This window comes from Pseudomonas sp. UBA3153, from assembly GCF_002364635.1.
GTDB classification, from domain to species: domain Bacteria; phylum Pseudomonadota; class Gammaproteobacteria; order Pseudomonadales; family Pseudomonadaceae; genus Pseudomonas_O; species Pseudomonas_O kuykendallii.
The window spans coordinates 30,274-48,591 of record NZ_DEYR01000014.1 but is presented as its reverse complement, the minus strand read 5'-3'; the positions used below and the strand labels follow the sequence as shown (position 1 = coordinate 48,591).

Below are 18,318 nucleotides of genomic sequence, written 5' to 3'. Positions count from 1 at the left end.
CCTGCTGACCCGCTCTTCCGATCTCGGCCTGGATGCGGCGCGCCGACCCGCGTGGCTGGGGGCTCGCACGCCTGATGGTCAGCGGGCCGCTGGCGACACTCGCCGACTTGCGCGAAGCCGGTATCGCGCTGCGCGACTTGCAAGGCTATGCGCGGGCACGGCATCCGGCGCAGCGCCTGCTCGACCTCGACCAGCTGCGCCTGCCGGTGTTCCTCTACAGCCAGCGCGGCAACTGGTTACTCGACGGCTGGCTGGAGCCGCTGCGCAAACTGTTGGCGGAGGACACCAGCGGCACGCTGCAGGCCACCCTGGACGCCTGGTGCGCTTGCCTGGGGCAGGTGCAGGTCTGCGCCGACCGCCTGGGCATCCACCGCAACACCCTGCGCTACCGGCTCGAGCGGATCGCCACCATCAGCGGGCTGGACCCGCTTCGACTGGACCAGCGCCTGTACCTCTCGCTGGGGCTGGGGCTGGTCTAACCCTGTTGGCTGGTTGTGCAGATGACCCTCATATCGCTCGTTCGTCGCCGGTATATTGTGCGGACGACCAAGGCGCGCAGAGCGCCGCATCGGTGAGAATGGAGGCTTGCCGTCTTCGGTGCCCGCCAGCAGCGCGGCGCATCACGGCATGGCAGGGGATATCCCCACTCGATAACAAAAAAATCTGAGGAAAATGGTCATGGGACTCGTCCTGATCCTGGTGGCACTGATCGTGTTCATCGTGCTTGCCACCACCCGATTCAAGCTGCACCCTTTTCTCGCTCTGCTCGGCGCCGCGTTGATCGCCGGTTTCGCCTACCAGCTCCCCACCGGTGACATCGTCAAGACCATAACCACCGGTTTTGGCAGCATCCTCGGCTACATCGGCATCGTCATCGTACTAGGTACCATCATCGGCGTGATCCTCGAGCGCAGCGGCGCGGCCATCACCATGGCCGAATCGGTGATCAAGCTGCTCGGCGAGCGCTTTCCTACCCTCACCGTGTCGATCATCGGATACCTGGTATCGATCCCCGTGTTCTGCGACTCCGGCTACGTCATCCTCAACTCGCTGAAGAACGCTCTGGCCGCACGCATGAAGGTCTCGGTGGTGTCGATGAGCGTGGCGCTGGCAACCGGTCTCTACGCGACGCACACCTTCGTGCCGCCGACCCCGGGGCCGATCGCCGCCGCCGGCAACCTCGGTCTGGAAGGTTCGCTGGGCCTGGTGATCGGCGTCGGCCTGCTGGTCGCGCTGGTCACCGCGCTGGCCGGGATGCTCTGGGCCAACCTCTATCTGCATGCCGACGACAAGCAACTGCTGGACGAAGCGCCGAGCGAACTGCTCGACGACGGCGTCGATTTCGAACAGCTGAAGGCCCGCTACGGCACGCTGCCCAGCGCCTGGCAGGCGTTCGCGCCGATCTTCGTGCCGATCGCGCTGATCTGCCTGGGCTCGGTCGCGGCCTTCCCCAGCAAGCCGCTCGGCGACGGCCTGCTGTACAACGTGCTGAATTTCGTCGGTCTGCCGGTGATCGCCCTGCTGGTCGGCCTGGCACTTGCCTGCAGCCTGCTCAAGGGCGACGGCAAGCGCCAGCAGTTCCATGACTTCGTCGCCGAGGGCATCGTCTCGGCCGCGCCGATCCTGCTGATCACCGGTGCCGGTGGCGCGTTCGGCGCGATCCTCAAGGTCACCCCGCTGGCCACCTACCTGGGTGAGACTCTGTCGACCCTGGGCATCGGCCTGTTCATGCCCTTCGTGGTCGCAGCGGCGCTGAAATCGGCGCAGGGTTCCACTACGGTGGCGCTGGTCACCACCTCGGCGATGATGACGCCGCTGCTCGGCAACCTCGGCCTGGACAGCGAAATGGGCCGCGTCCTCACCGTCATGGCCATCGGCGCCGGGTCGATGACCGTGTCGCACGCCAACGACAGCTTCTTCTGGGTGGTTTCCCAGTTCAGCCGGATGAAAGTCAGCACCGCCTACCGCGCCGTCACCATGGCTACGCTGGTACAGGGTGTTACCGGCATCGTCACTGTCTGGCTGCTCAGCCTGATCCTGCTCTGACCCCCGCGTTATCCTTCGAACCGTAATAACCGGGCCACCTGCGGGTGGTGGCCCGGCCGCGAGGTACCCCATGAAAATCGTCATCGCTCCCGATTCGTTCAAGGAAAGCCTCAGCGCCGACGCCGTCGCTGCGGCCATCGCCAGAGGTTGGCTGCAGGTCTATGCGGACGCCGAGATCGTCACCAAACCGATGGCCGACGGTGGCGAAGGCACGGTGGACGCCCTGCTGGCCGCCACCGGTGGCGAGCGCCGCGAGTCGCTCGTGCGTGGCCCGCTCGGCGAGGCGGTGAGCGCGCACTGGGGCTGGCTCGAGGACGACACCGCGGTGATCGAGATGGCGTCGGCCAGTGGCCTGCATCTGCTGGCGCCGGCTCAACGCGATGCGCGGATCACCTCGAGTTTTGGCACCGGGGAACTGATTCGCGCAGCGCTCGACGCGGGTGCCAGGCGGATCATCCTCGGCCTGGGCGGCAGCGCCACCAACGATGGCGGCAGCGGCTTGCTGCGCGCCCTGGGTGTGCGTTTCCTCGATGCCGAAGGGCACGACCTGGAGGAGGGCGGCGCCGCCCTGGCCAGGCTCGACCGGATTTATCTCGACGGTCTGGACGCACGCCTTGCGCAGGTGCAGGTGGAAGTCGCCGCCGATGTCGACAACCCGCTGTGCGGGCCGCGGGGCGCCTCGGCGGTGTTCGGTCCGCAAAAGGGCGCCACGGCGCAGCACGTTCAGGAACTGGACGCCGCCCTGCGGCGCTTTGGCGCGGTGGCCGCGCGGGCGCTGGGCGAGGATCACGCCGAGTCTCCCGGTGTCGGTGCGGCGGGTGGCCTGGGTTTCGCGGCGCGGGCGTTCCTGGCGGCGCGTTTTCGTCCGGGGGTCGAGGTCGTCGCCGAACTCAGCGGCCTGGCCGAGGCCATGCAGGGCGCCGATCTGGTGATCACCGGCGAGGGTCGGCTGGATGCGCAGAGCCTGCACGGCAAGACCCCCATGGGCGTGGCAAGGGTCGCGAAGGCGGCGGGCGTGCCGGTGGTGGCGATAGCCGGCAGTCTCGGTGACGGCTATCAGAAACTCTACGAGGTGGGCATCGATGCCGCGTTCAGCCTGGTGCCGGGGCCGATGCCGCTGGAGCAGGCTATGGCCGAGGCGGCGGTGCAGTTGCGCGCGCGCGCGGCGGACGTCGCCCGACTCTGGCGACTGGCTCAGTCGCGACGGTAGTCGTCGGCGGCCCGCTGCAGCCACTGCGGCAGGTCGCGGCGCTTGATCCCTTCGCCGCGTGCCTGTTGCAGGCGTTGCAGCATGTAGTCGCGCTTGTCCTTGTCGTCTCCGCCGAGGGACAGCGCCAGGTCGCGATCGGTCCAGCGGCGGATGCGCACATAGAGCCACCAGTGGAAGTAAAGGCCGGCCAGCGTAACCACCGCGATGATGAAGTAATCCATGACGTCGTCTCGGGTAAAAGCCGGCCAGACTAGCGGATGAGGCCCACCTGGCAAAGGTCGTCAGTGTCGCGGCGGCCACCGCCCGCGCTGTCGCGCAAAACCGAAAAAACGTAGAATCGTGGGCACTCGCCGTGACATGTGGAGCGGCGAGCGGTCTACAAGACCATGTCCTTTTGGAGATTTGTCATGTTCAAGCCTGCCCTGATCGCTTCGTTCACCGCCATGAGCCTGGCTCTGGGCGGTTGTACTTCCAGCCTGACTGGCGACACCTATTCCCGCGACGAAGCGCGCGTCGTGCAGACCGTGCGCATGGGCAGCATCGAAGCCCTGCGTCCGGTGAAGATCGAAGGCACCAAGACCCCGATCGGCGCGGGTGCCGGCGCGGTCGTCGGTGGTGTCGCCGGTAGCGGCGTCGGTGGTGGTCGCGGCAGCCTGGTCGCGGCGGTGATCGGTGCGGTGGCGGGCGGCCTGCTCGGCTCCGCGGCGGAAGAGGGACTCACCAAGACCCAGGGCGTCGAGATCACCGTGCGTGAAGACGACGGCAGCATGCGTGCCTACGTCCAGGAGGTCGAGCCGAACCAGGTGTTCCGCGTTGGCCAGCGCGTGCGCATCCTCACCGTGGACGGTACCAGCCGCGTCAGCCCCTGATTTTCCCTCCTCATTCGCCGCCCGCCCAGGCCTCGCCTGCCGGCCGGGCGGTGTTTTCCTCGCTCCGTTCTCCTCTTTCCCTTCCCTCGGCGAATTCGCCGGAATCAAATCGAGCTTATGCAGCCTAACCTCGGCGCGTATCGGCTTTTCGCGGGGCCGGCGGTGGCGCGTTCAGTTTTAGTAATACTTATATCCATGACGCTGGATCGATAGTTACGGATAATCGAAGGCCACCCGCGCGACTGGAACAAAGGACCCGCTCATGGTGCTAGCGCTGATCATCGCCTTGCCGTTCATTGGCGTACTGCTGAGTGCGTTCGTGGGCCGCAGTGGGCGTCCGGTCAGTGCCCTCGGCGCCGCCGTCGCTCCCTTCGTCGCGCTGGCCTTGCTGCTGGCGCAGTACCCTGCTGTGTTCGCCGGCGAGCACCTCGTCTACCGGCTGGAATGGATGCCGGCGCTGGGCCTGGACCTCAGCCTGCGCCTCGACGGCCTGGGCTTTCTCTTCGCGCTGCTGATCCTCGGCATCGGCCTGCTGGTGATCCTCTACGCCCGCTACTACCTGGCGAGAAGCGAGCCCATGGGGCGTTTCTTCGCCTTTCTGTTGCTGTTCATGGGTGCCATGCTCGGCGTCGTACTGGCCGACAACCTCCTGCTGATGCTGCTGTTCTGGGAGCTGACCAGCCTTTCGTCGTTCCTTCTGATCGGCTTCTGGAGCGGCTCCGGCGAGGCGCGTAAAGGTGCCCGCATGGCGCTGACGGTGACCGGTTTCGGCGGCCTGGCGCTGCTCGCCGGCATTCTGCTGATCGGGCAGATCGTCGGCAGCTTCGAGCTGCCCAATGTGCTCGCGGCGGGTGACCGGATTCGCGCCCACGCACTCTATCCCGTGGCGTTGATCCTGGTGCTGCTCGGCGCGTTCACCAAGTCAGCGCAGTTCCCGTTCCATTTCTGGCTGCCGCAGGCGATGGCTGCGCCGACGCCCGTCTCCGCGTACCTGCACTCGGCGACCATGGTCAAGGCCGGCGTGTTCCTGCTTGCGCGTCTGTATCCGGCGCTGTCGGGGACCGACTGGTGGTTCTACCTGGTCGGCCTGACCGGCATGGCGACGCTGTTGTTCGGTTCGGTGATGGCGCTGTTCCAGCACGACCTCAAGGGCCTGCTGGCCTATTCGACGATCAGCCACCTTGGCCTGATCACCCTGCTGTTCGGGCTCGACAGCGACCTGTCCAACGTCGCGGCGATCTTCCACATCATCAACCACGCCACCTTCAAGGCGTCGCTGTTCATGGCCGCGGGAATCATCGACCACGAGACCGGCAGTCGCGACCTGCGCCGCCTGGCCGGCCTCTGGAGGTTCATGCCGCACACCGCCGTGCTGGCAATGGTGGCCTGCCTGGCGATGGCCGGGGTGCCACTGCTCAACGGCTTCCTCAGCAAGGAAATGTTCTTCAGTCAGACCCTCGGGCAGAACCTGCTGGGCGGTTTCAACTGGGTGATTCCCATCGCGGCGACGCTGGCCGGGGTGTTCTCGGTGGCCTATTCGCTGCGCTTCATCCACGACGTGTTCTTCAACGGCGCGCCGCGCGACCTGCCGATCTACCCGCCGCACGAGCCACCGCGCTTCATGAAGATTCCGGTGGAGGTGCTGGTGCTGCTGTGCCTGCTGGTGGGCATGCTGCCCGGCTACACCGTGGCGCCCCTGCTGGCCGCGGCGGCCGCCTCCAGCCTCGGCGGCGAACTGCCCGGGTACAGCCTGGCAATCTGGCACGGCTTCAACCTGCCGCTGGCGATGAGCGTCGTCGCGCTGGCGGGCGGAGTGGCGGTCTACGTCTTCCGGCGACCCTTGTACCGCTGGTACGACGGGCTGCCGGCGATCGATTCGAAAGCCGTGTTCGAGGGGCTGGTACAGGCCGGTGTGAGGACGGCCCGACGCCTCGCGGAGTGGCTGGAGAACGGCTCGCTGCAGCGCTACCTGGCACTGATGCTGGGTAGTGCGTTGCTCTGCGTGGCGGTCGCGCTGGGGCCGCTGCATGCGCTGGAAGGCGGCGAGCGCCTGTCGCCACTGGACCCGATCAGCGTGCTTGGCCTGGGCATCCTGATGCTCAGCGGGCTGCTCACCGTCGGCTTCCATCGCCGCCGGCTGCCAGCGCTGATGATCCTCAGCGTCGCCGGCCTGCTGGTGACCCTGACCTTTGCCCGCTACTCGGCGCCGGACCTGGCCCTGACCCAGCTCAGCGTCGAGCTGGTGACGCTGATCCTGCTGGTACTGGCGCTGTTCTTCATGCCCGATCGCACGCCGGCGGAATCCAGCAGCCTGCGCGCCTTCCGCGACCTGATCCTGGCCAGCGGCGCCGGCATTCTCGTGGCGCTGCTGGCGTTCGCGGTGATGACCCGCCCCTACGACGGCATCGCCTCGTTCTTCCTGGAGAACGCGTTGACCGGCGGGGGCGGCAGCAACGTGGTCAACGTGATCCTGGTGGACTTCCGCGGCTTCGACACGATGGGCGAAATCTGCGTGCTGGCGATCGCCGCGGTGGGCGTCTACGGCCTGCTGCGCGGCCTGCACCTGCCGCATCCGCTGCACGATCGCAACGGCCGGCGCTGGTCGACCGACAGCCACCCGATGATCCTCGACAGCCTGTCGCGGGTGATGCTGCCGCTGGCGCTGCTGGTCTCGGCGTACATCTTCCTGCGCGGCCACAACCAGCCGGGGGGCGGTTTCATCGCCGGGCTGATCACTGCGGTCGCACTGATCCTGCAGTACATCGCCCACGGCGTCGGCTGGACCCAGCAGCGGCTGCCGTGGAGCCTGCATGCGCTGGCCGGCAGCGGAATCCTCATCGCCGGCCTCTGCGGCGTCGGCAGCTGGGCGTTCGGTCACGAATTCCTCACCAGCGCGTTCGGCCACTTCGAAATCCCGTTGATCGGCGAGGTGGAGTTGGCCAGCGCGCTGTTCTTCGACCTCGGCGTGTACCTCACGGTGCTCGGCGCCACCCTGCTGATCCTGTCCAACATCGGCCACGTCAGCCAGGACGAAAGCAGCCAGGAGGTGCTCTGATGGAAGCCCTGTTCGCCGTCACCCTTGGCGTGCTCACCGCCTGCGGCGTCTACCTGTTGCTGCGCGCGCGGGTGTTCCCGGTGGTGATGGGCCTGACCCTGATTTCCTACGCGGTGAACCTCTTCCTGTTCGGCATGGGCCGCTTGAAGAGCGGCATTCCGGCGGTGCTCGGCAAGACCGGCGAGTACGCCGACCCGGTGCCCCAGGCCCTGGTGCTGACCGCCATCGTCATCGGTTTCGCCATGACCGCTTTCGTCGTGGTGCTGTCGCTGCGCGCGCTCGGCGAGGTGAAGTCCGATCACGTGGATGGCGAGGAGCCGCGCGAATGAAGCATGCGCTGATCCTGCCGATCCTCCTGCCCATGTTCGTCGGCGCGCTGTTGCTGGCCGCCGCGCGGATGCCGCTGGGCCTGCGCCGCGGCGTGTCGCTGGGCGCCACCTGGCTGCTGCTGCCGCTGAGCATCCTGTTGCTGGCGCAGGCCAGCGACGGCCAGCTGCGCCTGTATGCGCTGGGCGGCTGGCAGCCGCCGTTCGGCATCGTCCTGCTGCTCGACCGGCTGAGCGCGCTGATGCTGGTGGTAACTGCGGTGCTGGCCGGCTTCGTCGCGCTCTACGCCTGCCGCGGCGACGACGAGCGGGGCAGCGACTTCCACGCGCTGCTGCAGTTCCAGCTGATGGGCATCAACGGCGCCTTCCTGACCGGCGATCTGTTCAACCTGTTCGTCTTCTTCGAGATCCTGCTGATCGCCTCCTACTGCCTGTTGCTGCACGGCGGCGGCGCGCAGCGGGTGCGGGCGGGCATGCATTACGTGCTGCTCAACCTGCTCGGCTCATCGTTCTTCCTGCTCGGTGTCGGCACCCTCTACGGTCTCACAGGCACCCTGAACATGGCCGACCTGGCGCTGCGCATCGGCCAGGCCGGTGCCAGCGAAACCCCGTTGCTGGCCGCGGCCGGCTTCCTCCTGCTGGTGGTGTTCGCCCTGAAGGCGGCGGTCCTGCCGCTGTACTTCTGGCTGCCGCGTGCCTATGCCAGCGCCACCGCGCCGGTGGCGGCGCTGTTCGCGATCATGACCAAGGTCGGGCTCTACGCGATCCTGCGGGTGTTCACCCTGCTTTATGGGAGCGAGGCCGGCGAACTGGCCAACCTGGCGCGCGACTGGTTGTGGCCGCTGGCGCTGCTCACTGTGATCGGTGGGGCACTCGGTGCGCTGGGTGCGCGCACGCTGCAGATGCTGCTGGGTTACCTGATGATCCTCTCGGTCGGCACCTTGCTGGCCGGCATCGCGCTGGGCTCGCCGGCGTCCATCGCCGCGCTGCTGTACTACCTGATTCACAGCACCTGGATTTCCGCCGGGCTGTTCCTGCTCGCCGACCTCATCGCCCGCCAGCGTGGCGAGCAGGCCGGCGCGCTGACGGCCGGGCCGGCGCTGCAGCAGCCGTTGCTGCTCGGCGGGTTGTTCTTCGTCGGCGCCATCGCCATCGCCGGGCTGCCGCCGTTCTCCGGGTTCATCGGCAAATTGCTGCTGTTGCGCGCGGCGCCGATGGGTTACCCGGCGCTGATGCTGTGGACGGTGCTGCTGACGGGAGGGCTCTGCGCGCTGGTGGCGCTGAGCCGGGCCGGCAGTACGCTGTTCTGGCGCGCAAGCGGGCAGCCGTCGGCGATGGTCGAGCACGACCCGCTGCGCCTGATCGCCAGCAGCGGGCTGCTGCTCGGCGCGCCGCTGTTGGTGCTGGCTGGCGGGCCGCTGCAGGCTTATTTGCAGGCGACGGCGGAACAGCTGCTGGACCTGGCGCCCTACATGCGGATCGTCGGAGGTGGCGCATGAAGCGGTTGTTACCGCAGCCGGGCCTGAGCCTGCTGCTGATCGTCATGTGGCTGTTGCTGACCAACAGCCTGGATCTTGGCCAGCTCCTCCTGGGCGGCCTGCTTGGCGTCGCCATCCCGCTGCTCTGCCGGCCTTTCCTGCTCGAGATGCCACACCTGCGCAAACCGGCGAAGCTGGTGGGTTTCACCCTGCTGGTGTTCTACGACATCGTCATCGCCAACCTGCATGTGGCGCGGCTGGTGCTCGGCCGGCGCGAGCGGTTGCGCCCGGCCTTCGTCGAGGTGCCCATCGAGATTCGCGACGAGTTCGTCCTCGCGGTGCTCTCCAGCGTGCTGTCGCTGACGCCGGGCACCGTGTCCGCCGGCCTCAGTCCCGATCACACCCGGCTGTTGCTGCATGTGCTCGATCTCGAGGATGCCGACGACCTGGTGGCGCAGGTGAAGAGCCGCTACGAAGCCCCGTTGCTGGAGATATTCGAATGTTCGCCTACGTGATTCCGCTGTGCCTGGCGATGCAAGCGCTCGCCGTGGTGCTCAACCTGCTGCGCCTGATCGAGGGCCCGGACATGCCGGATCGCGTGCTGGCGCTGGATACACTGTCGATCAACGCGCTGGCGCTGATCGTCCTGCTCGGCATCTGGCTGCGCAGCGGCACCTTCTTCGAGGTCGCGCTGCTCATCGCGGTGATGGGTTTCGTCACCACCGTGGCGCTGGGCAAGCACCTGCTGCATGGCGACATCATCGATTGACGGGGCGGACGAGGTCCCTATGACCTTGCGGGAGACGACATGAACATCTGGATCGAAATCGCGGTATCGGCGCTGTTGCTGCTCGGCTGCAGCTTCGCCCTGATCGGCGCCATCGGCCTGTACCGGCTGCCGGACTTCTTCACCCGCCTGCACGGGCCGACCAAGGCGACGACGCTGGGCGTGGGTAGCCTGATCATCGCCTCGATGCTGTTCTTCGCCGGCAGCGAGCACCGGCTCAGCCTGCAAGAGCTGTTGCTGGCGATCTTCCTGTTCATCACCGCGCCGGTCAGCGCGCACATGCTGGCGCGGGCGGCGCTGCAGCAGAAGGTCAGGCTGGTCGAGCGCACCCGCGGCCAGCCCGGGGAAGACTGACAGGCGCACAGTTTTGCTGGCTCGCTGTGCCTGTGCCCGCCAAACCGCCGCCGTTAGACTGACGGCCTTTTTTCACGGGAGCAGGTTATGGCGGGGCAGGGAAAGGGAGTGGCGGTGGGTTGCCTGATTCTGGCGACCGCGCTCTGGGCCAGTGCCTTCATCGGCCTGAAGATCGCCTTCGCCGAGCTGCCGCCGCTGTGGGTGATCTTCGGCCGCATGGCGCTCGGCAGCCTGGTGTTCCTGCTCGCCTGGCGCTGGCGCGGCAAGATGCGCTACCAGACCGGCGACTGGAAGTATCTGCTCGGCCTGGCCGTCTGCGAGCCGTGCCTGTACTTCATCTTCGAGTCCATCGCCCTGCAGCACACCAGCGCGGCCCAGGCCGGGATGGTCACCGCGCTGCTGCCGTTGCTGGTGGCGATCGGTGCGTTTTTCTTCCTGCGCGAGAAGATCAGCCGCAGCATGTGGGCGGGCTTCTTCGTCGCCATGCTCGGCGCGGTTTGGCTGAGCCTGGCCGGCGAGTCCGACGAGCACGCCAGCGCGCCCCTGCTGGGCAACGTCTTCGAGTTCCTCGCCATGCTCAGCGCCGCCGGCTACACGCTGCTGGTCAAGCACCTGGCCGAGCGTTACTCGCCGTTCCTGCTCACCGCGCTGCAGGCGTTCATTGGCGCGCTGTTCTTCCTGCCGCTGGCGGCCTGGCACGAGCCCTGGCCAAGCCACTTCAGCGCCACCGGACTGGCCGCGGTGGCTTACCTCGGAATCGTCGTCACGGTCGGTGCCTACGGTCTGTTCAATTTCGGCGTCAGCCGGCTGCCGGCAGCGCAGGCCTCGGGCTTCACCAACCTGATCCCGGTGTTCACGCTGATCTTCGCCGTGCTGCTGCTCGGCGAGCGGCTCAATGCGATCCAGATTGTCGCGGTGGTGTTGGTGTTCGCCGGTGTCGCCCTCAGCCAGTGGCGCAACACGCCGCCGACGCCGAGCGGCATCCTCGACTGAGCCCTGCGGCAGGAGACCACCATGAACCCACGCCTCGAAAACGCCACATCCGCCGACGCGGAACGGCTGCTGGCGTTTCTCTTCGAGCACGCGCGAAACCCCTGGAACTACCTGCCCGAGCGGCCGCTGCGCGAGCACTTCGCCGGGCTGGCGGAGGGCAAGGTGGAAGCGCTGATGGCGTGGGTCGACGGCGAGCTGGCCGGCTTCGTGAGCTTCCAGACCTCGCGCTACTTCGCCCGCTACCAGCCCGCTGAGTCGCGCGACCGCCCTCACGGCTACATCAGCGAAGCCGCCGTGCATCCGGGATTTGCGGGGAAAGGCCTGGGTTCGCTGTTGCTGGGCGCAGCGCTGCGCCGGCTGGAGAGCCAGGGCGTCGATGCGGTGTACATCGATCGCCACGAGGAGAACGCCGCCTCGGCGGGAATGATGCGCAAGGCCGGTTTCGTCGAGGTGGACACCTACGCCGATCCCGACCGCCGCCCCGAGGGTTCGGGGCGGACGACCGTCTGCGTGTATCGGTTGGCGTAGCGCGGGCGATCAGGCCCCGGTCCACTCCAGCAGCACGTCCAGCATGCGGTTGGAGAACGCCCACTCGTTGTCGTACCAGGCCATCACCTTGACCATGTCGCCCTGCACGCGGGTGTGGTTGAGGTCGACCACGCAGGACACCGGGTAACCGTTGAAGTCGTGCGACACCAGCGGCAGCTCGTTGCATTCCATCACGCCGGGCGGCAGCGCCGCAGCGCCGGCCTGCAGGGCGGCATTGACGGCGGCGACGTCGGTCGGCCGTTCGGCGGTGAAGGTCAGGTCGACCAGCGACACGTTCGGCGTCGGTACGCGCACCGACATGCCGTCGAGGCGCCCGGCCAGCTCCGGCAGCACCAGGCCGATGGCCTTGGCCGCGCCGGTGCTGGTGGGAATCATCGACAGCGCGGCGGCACGCGAGCGGTAGAGGTCCTTGTGCTCCTTGTCGAGCAGGTTCTGGTCGTTGGTGTAGCTGTGGATGGTGGTCATCAGGCCCTGGCGGATGCCCACTGCGTCGTGCAGCACCTTGGCCAGCGGCGCCAGGCAATTGGTGGTGCATGAGGCGTTGGAAACGATGGTCTGCTCGCCGAGCTTGTCGTGGTTGACGCCGTAGACCACGGTCAGGTCGGCGCTGTCCATCGGATGCGAGAGCAGCACGCGCTTGGCGCCGGCGGTGAAGTGCTGGGCCGCCAGTTCGCGGGTCTTCATCTTGCCGGTGCATTCGAGCACCACATCGACGCCCAGGCCGGTCCACGGCAGCTCGGCCGGTGAGCGCACGCTGAGTAGCTGGATGTCCTGGCCCTGGATTCGCATCTTGTCGCCGTCTAGCCCGACCTCGCCGTGGAAGCGGCCGAAGGTGGAGTCGAAACGGGTCAGGTGGGCGAGGGTGTTGTAGTCGCCGAGATCGTTGATCGCCTCCAGCCGAATGCGGTCCTGCAGACCGCGTTCATAGAGCGAGCGAACCAGGGCGCGGCCGATACGGCCGTAACCATTGATGGCAATGCGCAACATGAGCTATGTCCTTTTCGGGTAAGTGGCTGACACCTGCTTAGGCCCTTCGAGACTACTCGTGTTCGGCAGAGAATGGCGCCGCTGAGCGGCCGGCGCATTGCGAAAATGTCGCGCGATGTGAACGCGCCCGGTGCCGGTACGCCGCAGCCGGCAGCCGTCGCGGGCTGCAGCGTTACTGCGTGCGGGCGCCGCCGAAGTAGGCGCAGCCGCGCTGGACCTGCCCGTCCACGCGCAATTCGGCGGAGAGGCTCTGCACCGCGCCGGTCTTCGCATCCACGCAGCGTTGCGGGGCGATCCACAGTTCGAGGCGCTGACCGTTGGCCTCGCTGGTCAGGTTGAGGCGGCCCTCGGGAAGCTGCTCCTCCAGATACGGCAGCGCCTGTGCCGGCTGGCCGCTGCGTTCGAGCATCAGCCCGCGCTCGCCGACCTCGACGCTCCAGTCCGGCTGCTGGCCGCCGGCGTGCAGCAGCAGGCGCGGGTAGTTGGGGTTTTCGCAGCCGTGCGCGTCGTTCTGCAGGCGATAGCGCTGCTCGACTTTGAACTCGCCGTCTGTACCGTCGACCCGTGACGCACCGTAGAACCCGCTCAGATCGGCGAACAGCGGCCCACTGCCGCCGCCGAGCAGCTCGCGGGCGTCCTCCAGCAGGCCGATGCCGGCGGCGTCCGTTACGGCGAAGTGGCGCTGTTCCTGGCACGGGCGCAGCAGCATCTGGCCATCGACCAGGTTGAGTTCGCCCTGCAGGCGCACCGGCGGCTTCGGCGCGCCATCGTTGGCGGGGTTGTAGACGCAGCCGGCGAACAGCGGCAGCAGGGCGTAGATCCAGTAGCGGGCGGGCATGCGGGTCTCCTCGAAGTGCCGCCACGTTACTCAGCCGGACCGGCCCGCACAAGCGCCTGCTGGCGAGCTCCGGCGAGAATAAAAACCAATGATTGGGCGCTGGGAGCTTCCGCCGGGCGCGGGTTCGCCTCTATGCTTGGCGCATTCGGCCACGTTGAACCTGGGGCCGCCTGCTGCGGTCACCCTATCGTGTCGATTCGCTTCAAACTCACTCTGCTGGTGATGGCGGTTCTCGCCCCCACGCTGATCGCCTCGCTTCTCGCCATCGGCTATGTCTATCAGGATCAGCGCGCTCGCGTTGCTCAGAGCATGCGCGAGACCACCCGCGCGCTGGCGCTGGCGGTGGACCGCGACATCGCCCAGCGCAATGCGATCATCCGTACCCTGAGCAGCGTTCCCTCGCTGTCGCTCGCCGACCTGGAACGCTTTTACACCACCGCCCGCGACGTCGCCGACTCGTGGGAAAACTCGATCATCCTCGTCGATACCCAGGGCCAGCAGTTGCTCAACACGCGCATGCCGTTCGGCGCCGAGCTGCCGCACACGCCCTTCCTCGCCGCTCCGCTGGACGATCCGGCGGCGGAATTCGATGTCACCAACCTTTACATGGCGCCGATCGGCAAGCAGTACAGCTTTTCGGTCCGCCGCCCGATCTACATCGACGGCACCCTTCGCTATTTCCTCTCCATGGGCTCGTTCGCCAGCCAGATCAACGATGTGCTGTTGGACCAGAACCTGCCCAAGGGCTGGCTCGGTACAGTGGTGGATGGCAGCGGCCGGATAGTGGCGCGCAACATCTCCCCGGAGAAGTTCATCGGCAAGCACACCACCGGGCCGATCGCCGAGGCGCTGGGGGGCAGCGAGGAGGGGTTCAGGGAAACCGTGTCGCTGGACGGCATCCCTCTGCTGTCCTTCTACGCCCGCTCGCCGGAATCCGGCTGGTCGGTGATCATCGGCCTGCCCATCAGCGAGGTACGCCAGAGCGCGGTGCGGGCGATGACCGTCGTCGGCGTCTTCGCCCTGTTGCTGATCGGCGTCGCCACGCTGCTGGCGTTCTGGGTCGGCCGGCGGATCACCCGGCCGCTGCGCATGCTCGACGCCACCGCCCAGGCCATGGGCCGCGGCGAGGCGGTGCATCCGGCGTCCACCGGGATGTCCGAAATCGACCGCACGGCGGTGGTGCTGGCCCAGGCCAGCGAACGCATCCAGAACGCCAGCGCGGAAATGAGCGCGCGGGTTGCGGCGGCGGTGGAGCAGGTCGAACGATCGCAGAAGGCCATGCAGCAGACGCAGAAGCTCGAGGCCCTCGGCCGTCTCACCGGCGGCATCGCCCATGACTTCAACAACCTGCTGCAGACCCTGACCATCGGCCTGCAACTGGCCGACATGGCCTCCACCGACCCACGGGCGAAGAAGGCCATCGAGGCCTGCAACAAGTCGGTGGTGCGCGGCACCAAGCTGACCCGCCAGTTGATGGCGTTCGGTCGGCACAAGGTCGAAGAGACCCGGCACGTCGACCTGCGCCTACTGATCACCGAGATGGGCGACCTGCTCGACGGCGCGCTGCCGAGCCGCATCGGCCTGACGCTCGAGCTGCCCGAGCGCCCCTGGCCGGTGTTCATCGACCCGCTGCAGTGCGAGCTGGCGGTGCTCAACCTGGTCTTCAACGCCCGCGATGCGATGCCACGCGGCGGCAAGGTCACGCTTTCCCTGGCGCAGCGCGCGGTCGTTGAGGGCGAGATCGAGGGTCTCGCCGCCGGCGCCTATGCCGAGCTGTGCATCGTCGACAGCGGCGAGGGCATGAGCGAGGAGGTGATGTCCAAGGCCTTCGAGCCGTTCTTCACCACCAAGAATGTCGGCGAAGGCACCGGGCTCGGCCTGGCGCAGGTGTACGGCTTCGCCAGCCAGGCGCACGGCACGGTGCTGCTGCAGAGCGCGCCGGGTGAAGGCACGCGGGTCCGAGTGTTGTTGCCATTGAGCCAGGAGGAGGGCGGCGTGCCCCTAGAGGCGAGCGCCGGCCCCCGGCCCGACGTGCATTCGGCCCGCGTGCTGCTGGTCGACGACGACCCGCTGGTGCGCGACGTGGTCGCTCCCGCGTTGCGCGAGCTGGGGTTCAGGGTCGAGGTGGTCGGCAATGCCGACGAGGCCCTGCAGCGCTACCGCGAGCGGCGCGGCGGAGCGGGCAAGCCGCGTTTCGACATCGTCTTCTCCGACATCGTCATGCCCGGCACGCTGGACGGCATCGGCCTGGCGCAGGCCCTGCGCGAACAGGAGCCGAACCTGCCGATCGTCCTCGCCACCGGCTACACCGAGCGTGCGCCGAGCGACTACGGCTTCACCGTGCTGTCGAAACCCTACGACGTGCAGACGCTGGTCGAGGCGTTACGCGCGGAACTGGCCAGGACGGCGCGCTGATCCGCTCTCAGGGCAATGCCTTCTCGGCGAACGAGCGGACTTCCAACCCCAGCTGCGCGCGAAAGCTCTCCATGTCGAACATCGTGCAGATTTCCTCGATCTGGCCCATGCGGTCGAAGCGCCAGAAGGCCATCGCGGAAATCGCCAGGACCTTGTCGCTCGGCGGATAACCGAGCGCCGGTTTGGCGATGCAGCCGATCAGCGTGCTCCAGGTGGCCACCTGGTCGCCCTCCGCGACGCAGTCCTCGATGATCACTTCAAGGTCCGGCATGGCGTCGCGAATCTGCTCCACCATGGCGATGAAGCCTTCGCCGTTCAGCGCGTGTCCGACGAAGGAGCTCTTGTAGAGGAAATTCGGACTGTGCAGGTGGCCAATCAGGTGCAGATGGCCCTTGTTCCAGCTCAGTTCGATGTGCCGGCGAACCACCCGTTTCATTTCTTCCCGCTGCATGGCGCACTCCCTGGCGCAATTGTCGCGGGCATTTTAAACCGAGGAAGCTGTGCTACAGCCACCCGGCCAATTGCAGCGCCTTGTAGCCGGCGAACAGCGCGAGAACGGCGAAGCAGGCGGCGGCGAGGCGATGGATCAGAGTCAGCGGCAGGCGATCGGCGGCGAAGTTGCCGGCCAGCACCACCGGCACATTGGCCACCAGCATGCCCATCGTGGTGCCGAGCACCACCAGCAGGAAGTGTGGGTACTGCGCGGCCAGCATCACCGTGGCGATCTGCGTCTTGTCGCCCATCTCGGCGAGGAAGAAGGCGATCAGCGTCGTCAGGAACGGTCCGTAGCGCTTGAGCTTGGAGTCTTCGTCGTCGTCCAGCTTGTCGGGGATCAGCGTCCACACCGCGACTGCAGCGAAGGACAGCGCGAGGATGCTGTGCAGCACTGCCGGGGAGAAGAACCCGGCGACCAGGTTGCCGACGTAGCCGGCGACGAAGTGGTTGGCCAGGGTGGCCGCCACCATGCCCCAGATGATCGGCCAGGGGCGGCGGAAACGTGCGGCGAGCAGCAAGGCGAGCAATTGCGTCTTGTCGCCGATTTCCGCCAGCGCAACGATCAGGGTGGGGACCAACAGGGATTCCAGCAAAGCAGCTTCCTGAGGGGCGGGTCGACAAATTCACCATGACACGCACCGCCTTCCCGCCCCGGGTAAGGTGTACGTGTCATAGGTCTTGTCGAACCTGGAAACGCAGCCGGGCGGCTGGATTCCGGGTCGCACGCACCATGGTCTGTGGACCAAGCATGTTGATGCGTGCCGGGCGAGCAGCGGCTCGCGGGAGACTACTCCCCTAGGACGGGGCGCATTGTGCCCAAGCGTTGCCGTCCGGGCAAGCGCCGCAGGTGCCTGTTTCGATGTACCGCAGGAAGCCTCTGCGCACGACGCCCCGCGCGGCGCACGCGAGGCTAGCCGCGGTTGGCCTGGTACACGCGAAATCCGTCGCCTTCGGCCAGCGTGCGGCAGGCGCCCAGGTGCTGCTCGATCAGCGGCGCATAGCGCAGGAAGCTGTTCGCCACGAGGCGCATCTGACCCTTGCCGAGCAGGTGGCTGGCCGCCTCGCGCAGCAGGGTTTCGGTGGCCTGGTAGTCGGTGTGCACGCCCTGGTGGAAGGGCGGATTGCTGATGATCGCCGCCAGTTCGCGGGGCGCGCAGCGAATGCCGTCGCCTGCGATCACTTCGGCGTCCAGCCCGTTCGCCGCCAGCGTGAGCCGGCTGCTGGCGACGGCGAAGGCATCGACGTCCAGCAGCGTCACCGCGCTGTCCGGATAGCGCCGTTTCAGCGTGGCGCCGATCACCCCGGCACCGCAGCCGAAATCCAGCAGCGGACCGCTCGGCAGGCCGTCCAGGTGCTGCAGCAGCAGGGCGCTGCCGCGATCCAGGCGACCGTGGCTGAACACGCCCGGCAGGCTGACCACCTGCAGCGGTCCCTCCGCCAGCGGCAGGCTGAAGGTCTGCGCCAGGGCATTCAGGTCCGGCGCAGGCGGCGGGGTTTCCACGCTGACTTGCCACAGCTGGCAGTGACGGGCGCTGTCCAGCTTGCGCGGGTTGCCGTAGGCGGCCAGTTGCTGCTTGCCGGCACGTTCGATGCCGCCGCGCTTCTCGCCGACGAGATAGAGCGCGGCGCCTGGCAGTCGGGCTGCCAGTGCCTGCAGCAGGTAGTCGGCGAGTTCACGGGATTTCGGCAGGAACAGCACCGCGCTGTCGAAGTCCGTCGCCGGCACTTCGACGCCGAAGTGGCTGCGCCCGGCAAACCGAGCCTCGAGTGCCGACTGGTCGCCGGCATGCCAGCTCCAGCCGCGGGCAGCCGGCAGCGAGCCGAGCAGATCGTCGGCCGGAAGACCGGCTAGCAGCACGCGCCCGCCGAACAGCCCGTCCTGGCGCAGCAGTACTTCACTTCGCGGATCCATGCGT

Annotated in this window: 19 protein-coding genes and 1 riboswitch; of the genes, 13 read left to right on the top strand and 6 right to left on the bottom strand. The window is 67.4% G+C overall.

Features of this window, described 5'->3' with window-relative positions:
* Positions 1-32: 32 nt before the first annotated feature.
* The 3 genes from B2X67_RS03520 to B2X67_RS03510 all read left to right on the top strand — a co-directional run bounded on the left by B2X67_RS03520 (position 33) and on the right by B2X67_RS03510 (position 3,256).
* The gene (locus tag B2X67_RS03520) at positions 33-479 is read left to right on the top strand and encodes a PucR family transcriptional regulator (protein ID WP_286784628.1); all 447 of its coding nucleotides are present in this window, start codon (positions 33-35) and stop codon (positions 477-479) included.
* A gap of 199 nt (positions 480-678) precedes the next feature.
* The gene (locus tag B2X67_RS03515) at positions 679-2,046 is read left to right on the top strand and encodes a GntP family permease (RefSeq protein WP_286784627.1); all 1,368 of its coding nucleotides are present in this window, start codon (positions 679-681) and stop codon (positions 2,044-2,046) included.
* A gap of 70 nt (positions 2,047-2,116) precedes the next feature.
* The gene (locus B2X67_RS03510; protein WP_286784626.1) at positions 2,117-3,256 is read left to right on the top strand and encodes a glycerate kinase; all 1,140 of its coding nucleotides are present in this window, start codon (positions 2,117-2,119) and stop codon (positions 3,254-3,256) included.
* Here B2X67_RS03510 and B2X67_RS03505 read toward each other — a convergent pair.
* Positions 3,241-3,477 carry a hypothetical protein gene (locus tag B2X67_RS03505; RefSeq protein WP_282339686.1) on the bottom strand — a complete coding sequence of 79 codons (237 nt, stop codon included), beginning with the start codon at positions 3,475-3,477 and terminating at the stop codon, positions 3,241-3,243. The two genes, B2X67_RS03510 and B2X67_RS03505, sit on opposite strands and share 16 nt — an antisense overlap.
* A 186-nt stretch (positions 3,478-3,663) precedes the next feature.
* Between B2X67_RS03505 and B2X67_RS03500 the strand changes: the two genes are divergently transcribed.
* The 9 genes from B2X67_RS03500 to B2X67_RS03460 all read left to right on the top strand — a co-directional run bounded on the left by B2X67_RS03500 (position 3,664) and on the right by B2X67_RS03460 (position 11,646).
* Positions 3,664-4,125, top strand: a complete 462-nt coding sequence (locus B2X67_RS03500; RefSeq protein WP_273231877.1) for a glycine zipper 2TM domain-containing protein — start codon at positions 3,664-3,666, stop codon at positions 4,123-4,125.
* A 262-nt stretch (positions 4,126-4,387) separates the two neighbouring features.
* The gene (locus B2X67_RS03495) at positions 4,388-7,180 is read left to right on the top strand and encodes a monovalent cation/H+ antiporter subunit A (protein ID WP_286784625.1); all 2,793 of its coding nucleotides are present in this window, start codon (positions 4,388-4,390) and stop codon (positions 7,178-7,180) included.
* The gene (locus B2X67_RS03490) at positions 7,180-7,509 is read left to right on the top strand and encodes a Na+/H+ antiporter subunit C (RefSeq protein WP_286784624.1); all 330 of its coding nucleotides are present in this window, start codon (positions 7,180-7,182) and stop codon (positions 7,507-7,509) included. Before B2X67_RS03495 ends, B2X67_RS03490 begins: the two co-directional genes overlap by 1 nt.
* Positions 7,506-9,005, top strand: coding sequence for a monovalent cation/H+ antiporter subunit D (locus tag B2X67_RS03485; RefSeq protein ID WP_286784623.1), 1,500 nt, complete (start codon positions 7,506-7,508; stop codon positions 9,003-9,005). The genes B2X67_RS03490 and B2X67_RS03485 overlap by 4 nt, the downstream gene beginning before the upstream one ends.
* Complete coding sequence (locus tag B2X67_RS03480) at positions 9,002-9,499, top strand: Na+/H+ antiporter subunit E (RefSeq protein WP_286784622.1); 498 nt, start codon at positions 9,002-9,004, stop codon at positions 9,497-9,499. Before B2X67_RS03485 ends, B2X67_RS03480 begins: the two co-directional genes overlap by 4 nt.
* Positions 9,484-9,753 carry a K+/H+ antiporter subunit F gene (locus B2X67_RS03475; RefSeq protein ID WP_282339673.1) on the top strand — a complete coding sequence of 90 codons (270 nt, stop codon included), beginning with the start codon at positions 9,484-9,486 and terminating at the stop codon, positions 9,751-9,753. The genes B2X67_RS03480 and B2X67_RS03475 overlap by 16 nt, the downstream gene beginning before the upstream one ends.
* Positions 9,754-9,792: 39 nt before the next feature.
* Positions 9,793-10,125 carry a Na+/H+ antiporter subunit G gene (locus tag B2X67_RS03470; RefSeq protein WP_282339671.1) on the top strand — a complete coding sequence of 111 codons (333 nt, stop codon included), beginning with the start codon at positions 9,793-9,795 and terminating at the stop codon, positions 10,123-10,125.
* An 87-nt stretch (positions 10,126-10,212) separates the two neighbouring features.
* On the top strand, positions 10,213-11,118 hold the full coding sequence (locus B2X67_RS03465; RefSeq protein ID WP_286784621.1) for a DMT family transporter: 906 nt from the start codon (positions 10,213-10,215) through the stop codon (positions 11,116-11,118).
* A gap of 21 nt (positions 11,119-11,139) precedes the next feature.
* Positions 11,140-11,646 (top strand): GNAT family N-acetyltransferase, encoded by a 507-nt coding sequence (locus B2X67_RS03460; protein WP_286784620.1) that lies wholly within the window; start codon positions 11,140-11,142, stop codon positions 11,644-11,646.
* Positions 11,647-11,655: 9 nt separating this feature from the next.
* On the opposite strand, the gene gap is transcribed toward B2X67_RS03460, so the two are convergent.
* Positions 11,656-12,654 carry a type I glyceraldehyde-3-phosphate dehydrogenase gene (gap, locus tag B2X67_RS03455; RefSeq protein WP_282343336.1) on the bottom strand — a complete coding sequence of 333 codons (999 nt, stop codon included), beginning with the start codon at positions 12,652-12,654 and terminating at the stop codon, positions 11,656-11,658.
* A gap of 172 nt (positions 12,655-12,826) precedes the next feature.
* Positions 12,827-13,492, bottom strand: a complete 666-nt coding sequence (locus tag B2X67_RS03450; RefSeq protein ID WP_286784619.1) for a COG3650 family protein — start codon at positions 13,490-13,492, stop codon at positions 12,827-12,829.
* A gap of 189 nt (positions 13,493-13,681) precedes the next feature.
* On the opposite strand from B2X67_RS03450, the gene B2X67_RS03445 reads away from it, so the two are divergent.
* A complete protein-coding gene (locus tag B2X67_RS03445) occupies positions 13,682-15,907 on the top strand; it encodes an ATP-binding protein (protein ID WP_286784618.1) in 2,226 nt (741 codons plus the stop codon).
* Positions 15,908-15,914: 7 nt separating this feature from the next.
* Here the strand turns inward: B2X67_RS03445 and B2X67_RS03440 are convergent, their stop codons facing one another.
* From B2X67_RS03440 to B2X67_RS03430, 3 genes are all read right to left on the bottom strand, one after another.
* Positions 15,915-16,358, bottom strand: coding sequence for an ester cyclase (locus tag B2X67_RS03440; RefSeq protein ID WP_273231904.1), 444 nt, complete (start codon positions 16,356-16,358; stop codon positions 15,915-15,917).
* A gap of 52 nt (positions 16,359-16,410) precedes the next feature.
* Complete coding sequence (locus B2X67_RS03435; protein ID WP_286784630.1) at positions 16,411-16,992, bottom strand: TMEM165/GDT1 family protein; 582 nt, start codon at positions 16,990-16,992, stop codon at positions 16,411-16,413.
* Between the two features lie 84 nt (positions 16,993-17,076).
* Positions 17,077-17,210: riboswitch (yybP-ykoY riboswitch) on the bottom strand.
* Between the two features lie 102 nt (positions 17,211-17,312).
* Positions 17,313-18,314, bottom strand: coding sequence for a class I SAM-dependent methyltransferase (locus B2X67_RS03430; RefSeq protein WP_286784617.1), 1,002 nt, complete (start codon positions 18,312-18,314; stop codon positions 17,313-17,315).
* Between the last annotated feature and the right edge of the window lie 4 nt (positions 18,315-18,318).

Excerpts from the sequence above, each read along its gene's own strand:
- B2X67_RS03510 (WP_286784626.1), top strand. The coding sequence starts at position 2,117 with ATGAAAATCGTCATCGCTCCCGATTCGTTCAAGGAAAGCCTCAGCGCC.
- B2X67_RS03490 (WP_286784624.1), top strand. The coding sequence starts at position 7,180 with ATGGAAGCCCTGTTCGCCGTCACCCTTGGCGTGCTCACCGCCTGCGGC.
- B2X67_RS03430 (WP_286784617.1), bottom strand. The coding sequence starts at position 18,314 with ATGGATCCGCGAAGTGAAGTACTGCTGCGCCAGGACGGGCTGTTCGGC.
- B2X67_RS03470 (WP_282339671.1), top strand. The coding sequence starts at position 9,793 with ATGAACATCTGGATCGAAATCGCGGTATCGGCGCTGTTGCTGCTCGGC.
- B2X67_RS03450 (WP_286784619.1), bottom strand. The coding sequence starts at position 13,492 with ATGCCCGCCCGCTACTGGATCTACGCCCTGCTGCCGCTGTTCGCCGGC.
- B2X67_RS03500 (WP_273231877.1), top strand. The coding sequence starts at position 3,664 with ATGTTCAAGCCTGCCCTGATCGCTTCGTTCACCGCCATGAGCCTGGCT.
- B2X67_RS03460 (WP_286784620.1), top strand. The coding sequence starts at position 11,140 with ATGAACCCACGCCTCGAAAACGCCACATCCGCCGACGCGGAACGGCTG.
- B2X67_RS03505 (WP_282339686.1), bottom strand. The coding sequence starts at position 3,477 with ATGGATTACTTCATCATCGCGGTGGTTACGCTGGCCGGCCTTTACTTC.
- B2X67_RS03480 (WP_286784622.1), top strand. The coding sequence starts at position 9,002 with ATGAAGCGGTTGTTACCGCAGCCGGGCCTGAGCCTGCTGCTGATCGTC.
- gap (WP_282343336.1), bottom strand. The coding sequence starts at position 12,654 with ATGTTGCGCATTGCCATCAATGGTTACGGCCGTATCGGCCGCGCCCTG.
- B2X67_RS03495 (WP_286784625.1), top strand. The coding sequence starts at position 4,388 with ATGGTGCTAGCGCTGATCATCGCCTTGCCGTTCATTGGCGTACTGCTG.
- B2X67_RS03515 (WP_286784627.1), top strand. The coding sequence starts at position 679 with ATGGGACTCGTCCTGATCCTGGTGGCACTGATCGTGTTCATCGTGCTT.
- B2X67_RS03520 (WP_286784628.1), top strand. The coding sequence starts at position 33 with ATGCGGCGCGCCGACCCGCGTGGCTGGGGGCTCGCACGCCTGATGGTC.
- B2X67_RS03475 (WP_282339673.1), top strand. The coding sequence starts at position 9,484 with ATGTTCGCCTACGTGATTCCGCTGTGCCTGGCGATGCAAGCGCTCGCC.
- B2X67_RS03465 (WP_286784621.1), top strand. The coding sequence starts at position 10,213 with ATGGCGGGGCAGGGAAAGGGAGTGGCGGTGGGTTGCCTGATTCTGGCG.
- B2X67_RS03485 (WP_286784623.1), top strand. The coding sequence starts at position 7,506 with ATGAAGCATGCGCTGATCCTGCCGATCCTCCTGCCCATGTTCGTCGGC.
- B2X67_RS03440 (WP_273231904.1), bottom strand. The coding sequence starts at position 16,358 with ATGCAGCGGGAAGAAATGAAACGGGTGGTTCGCCGGCACATCGAACTG.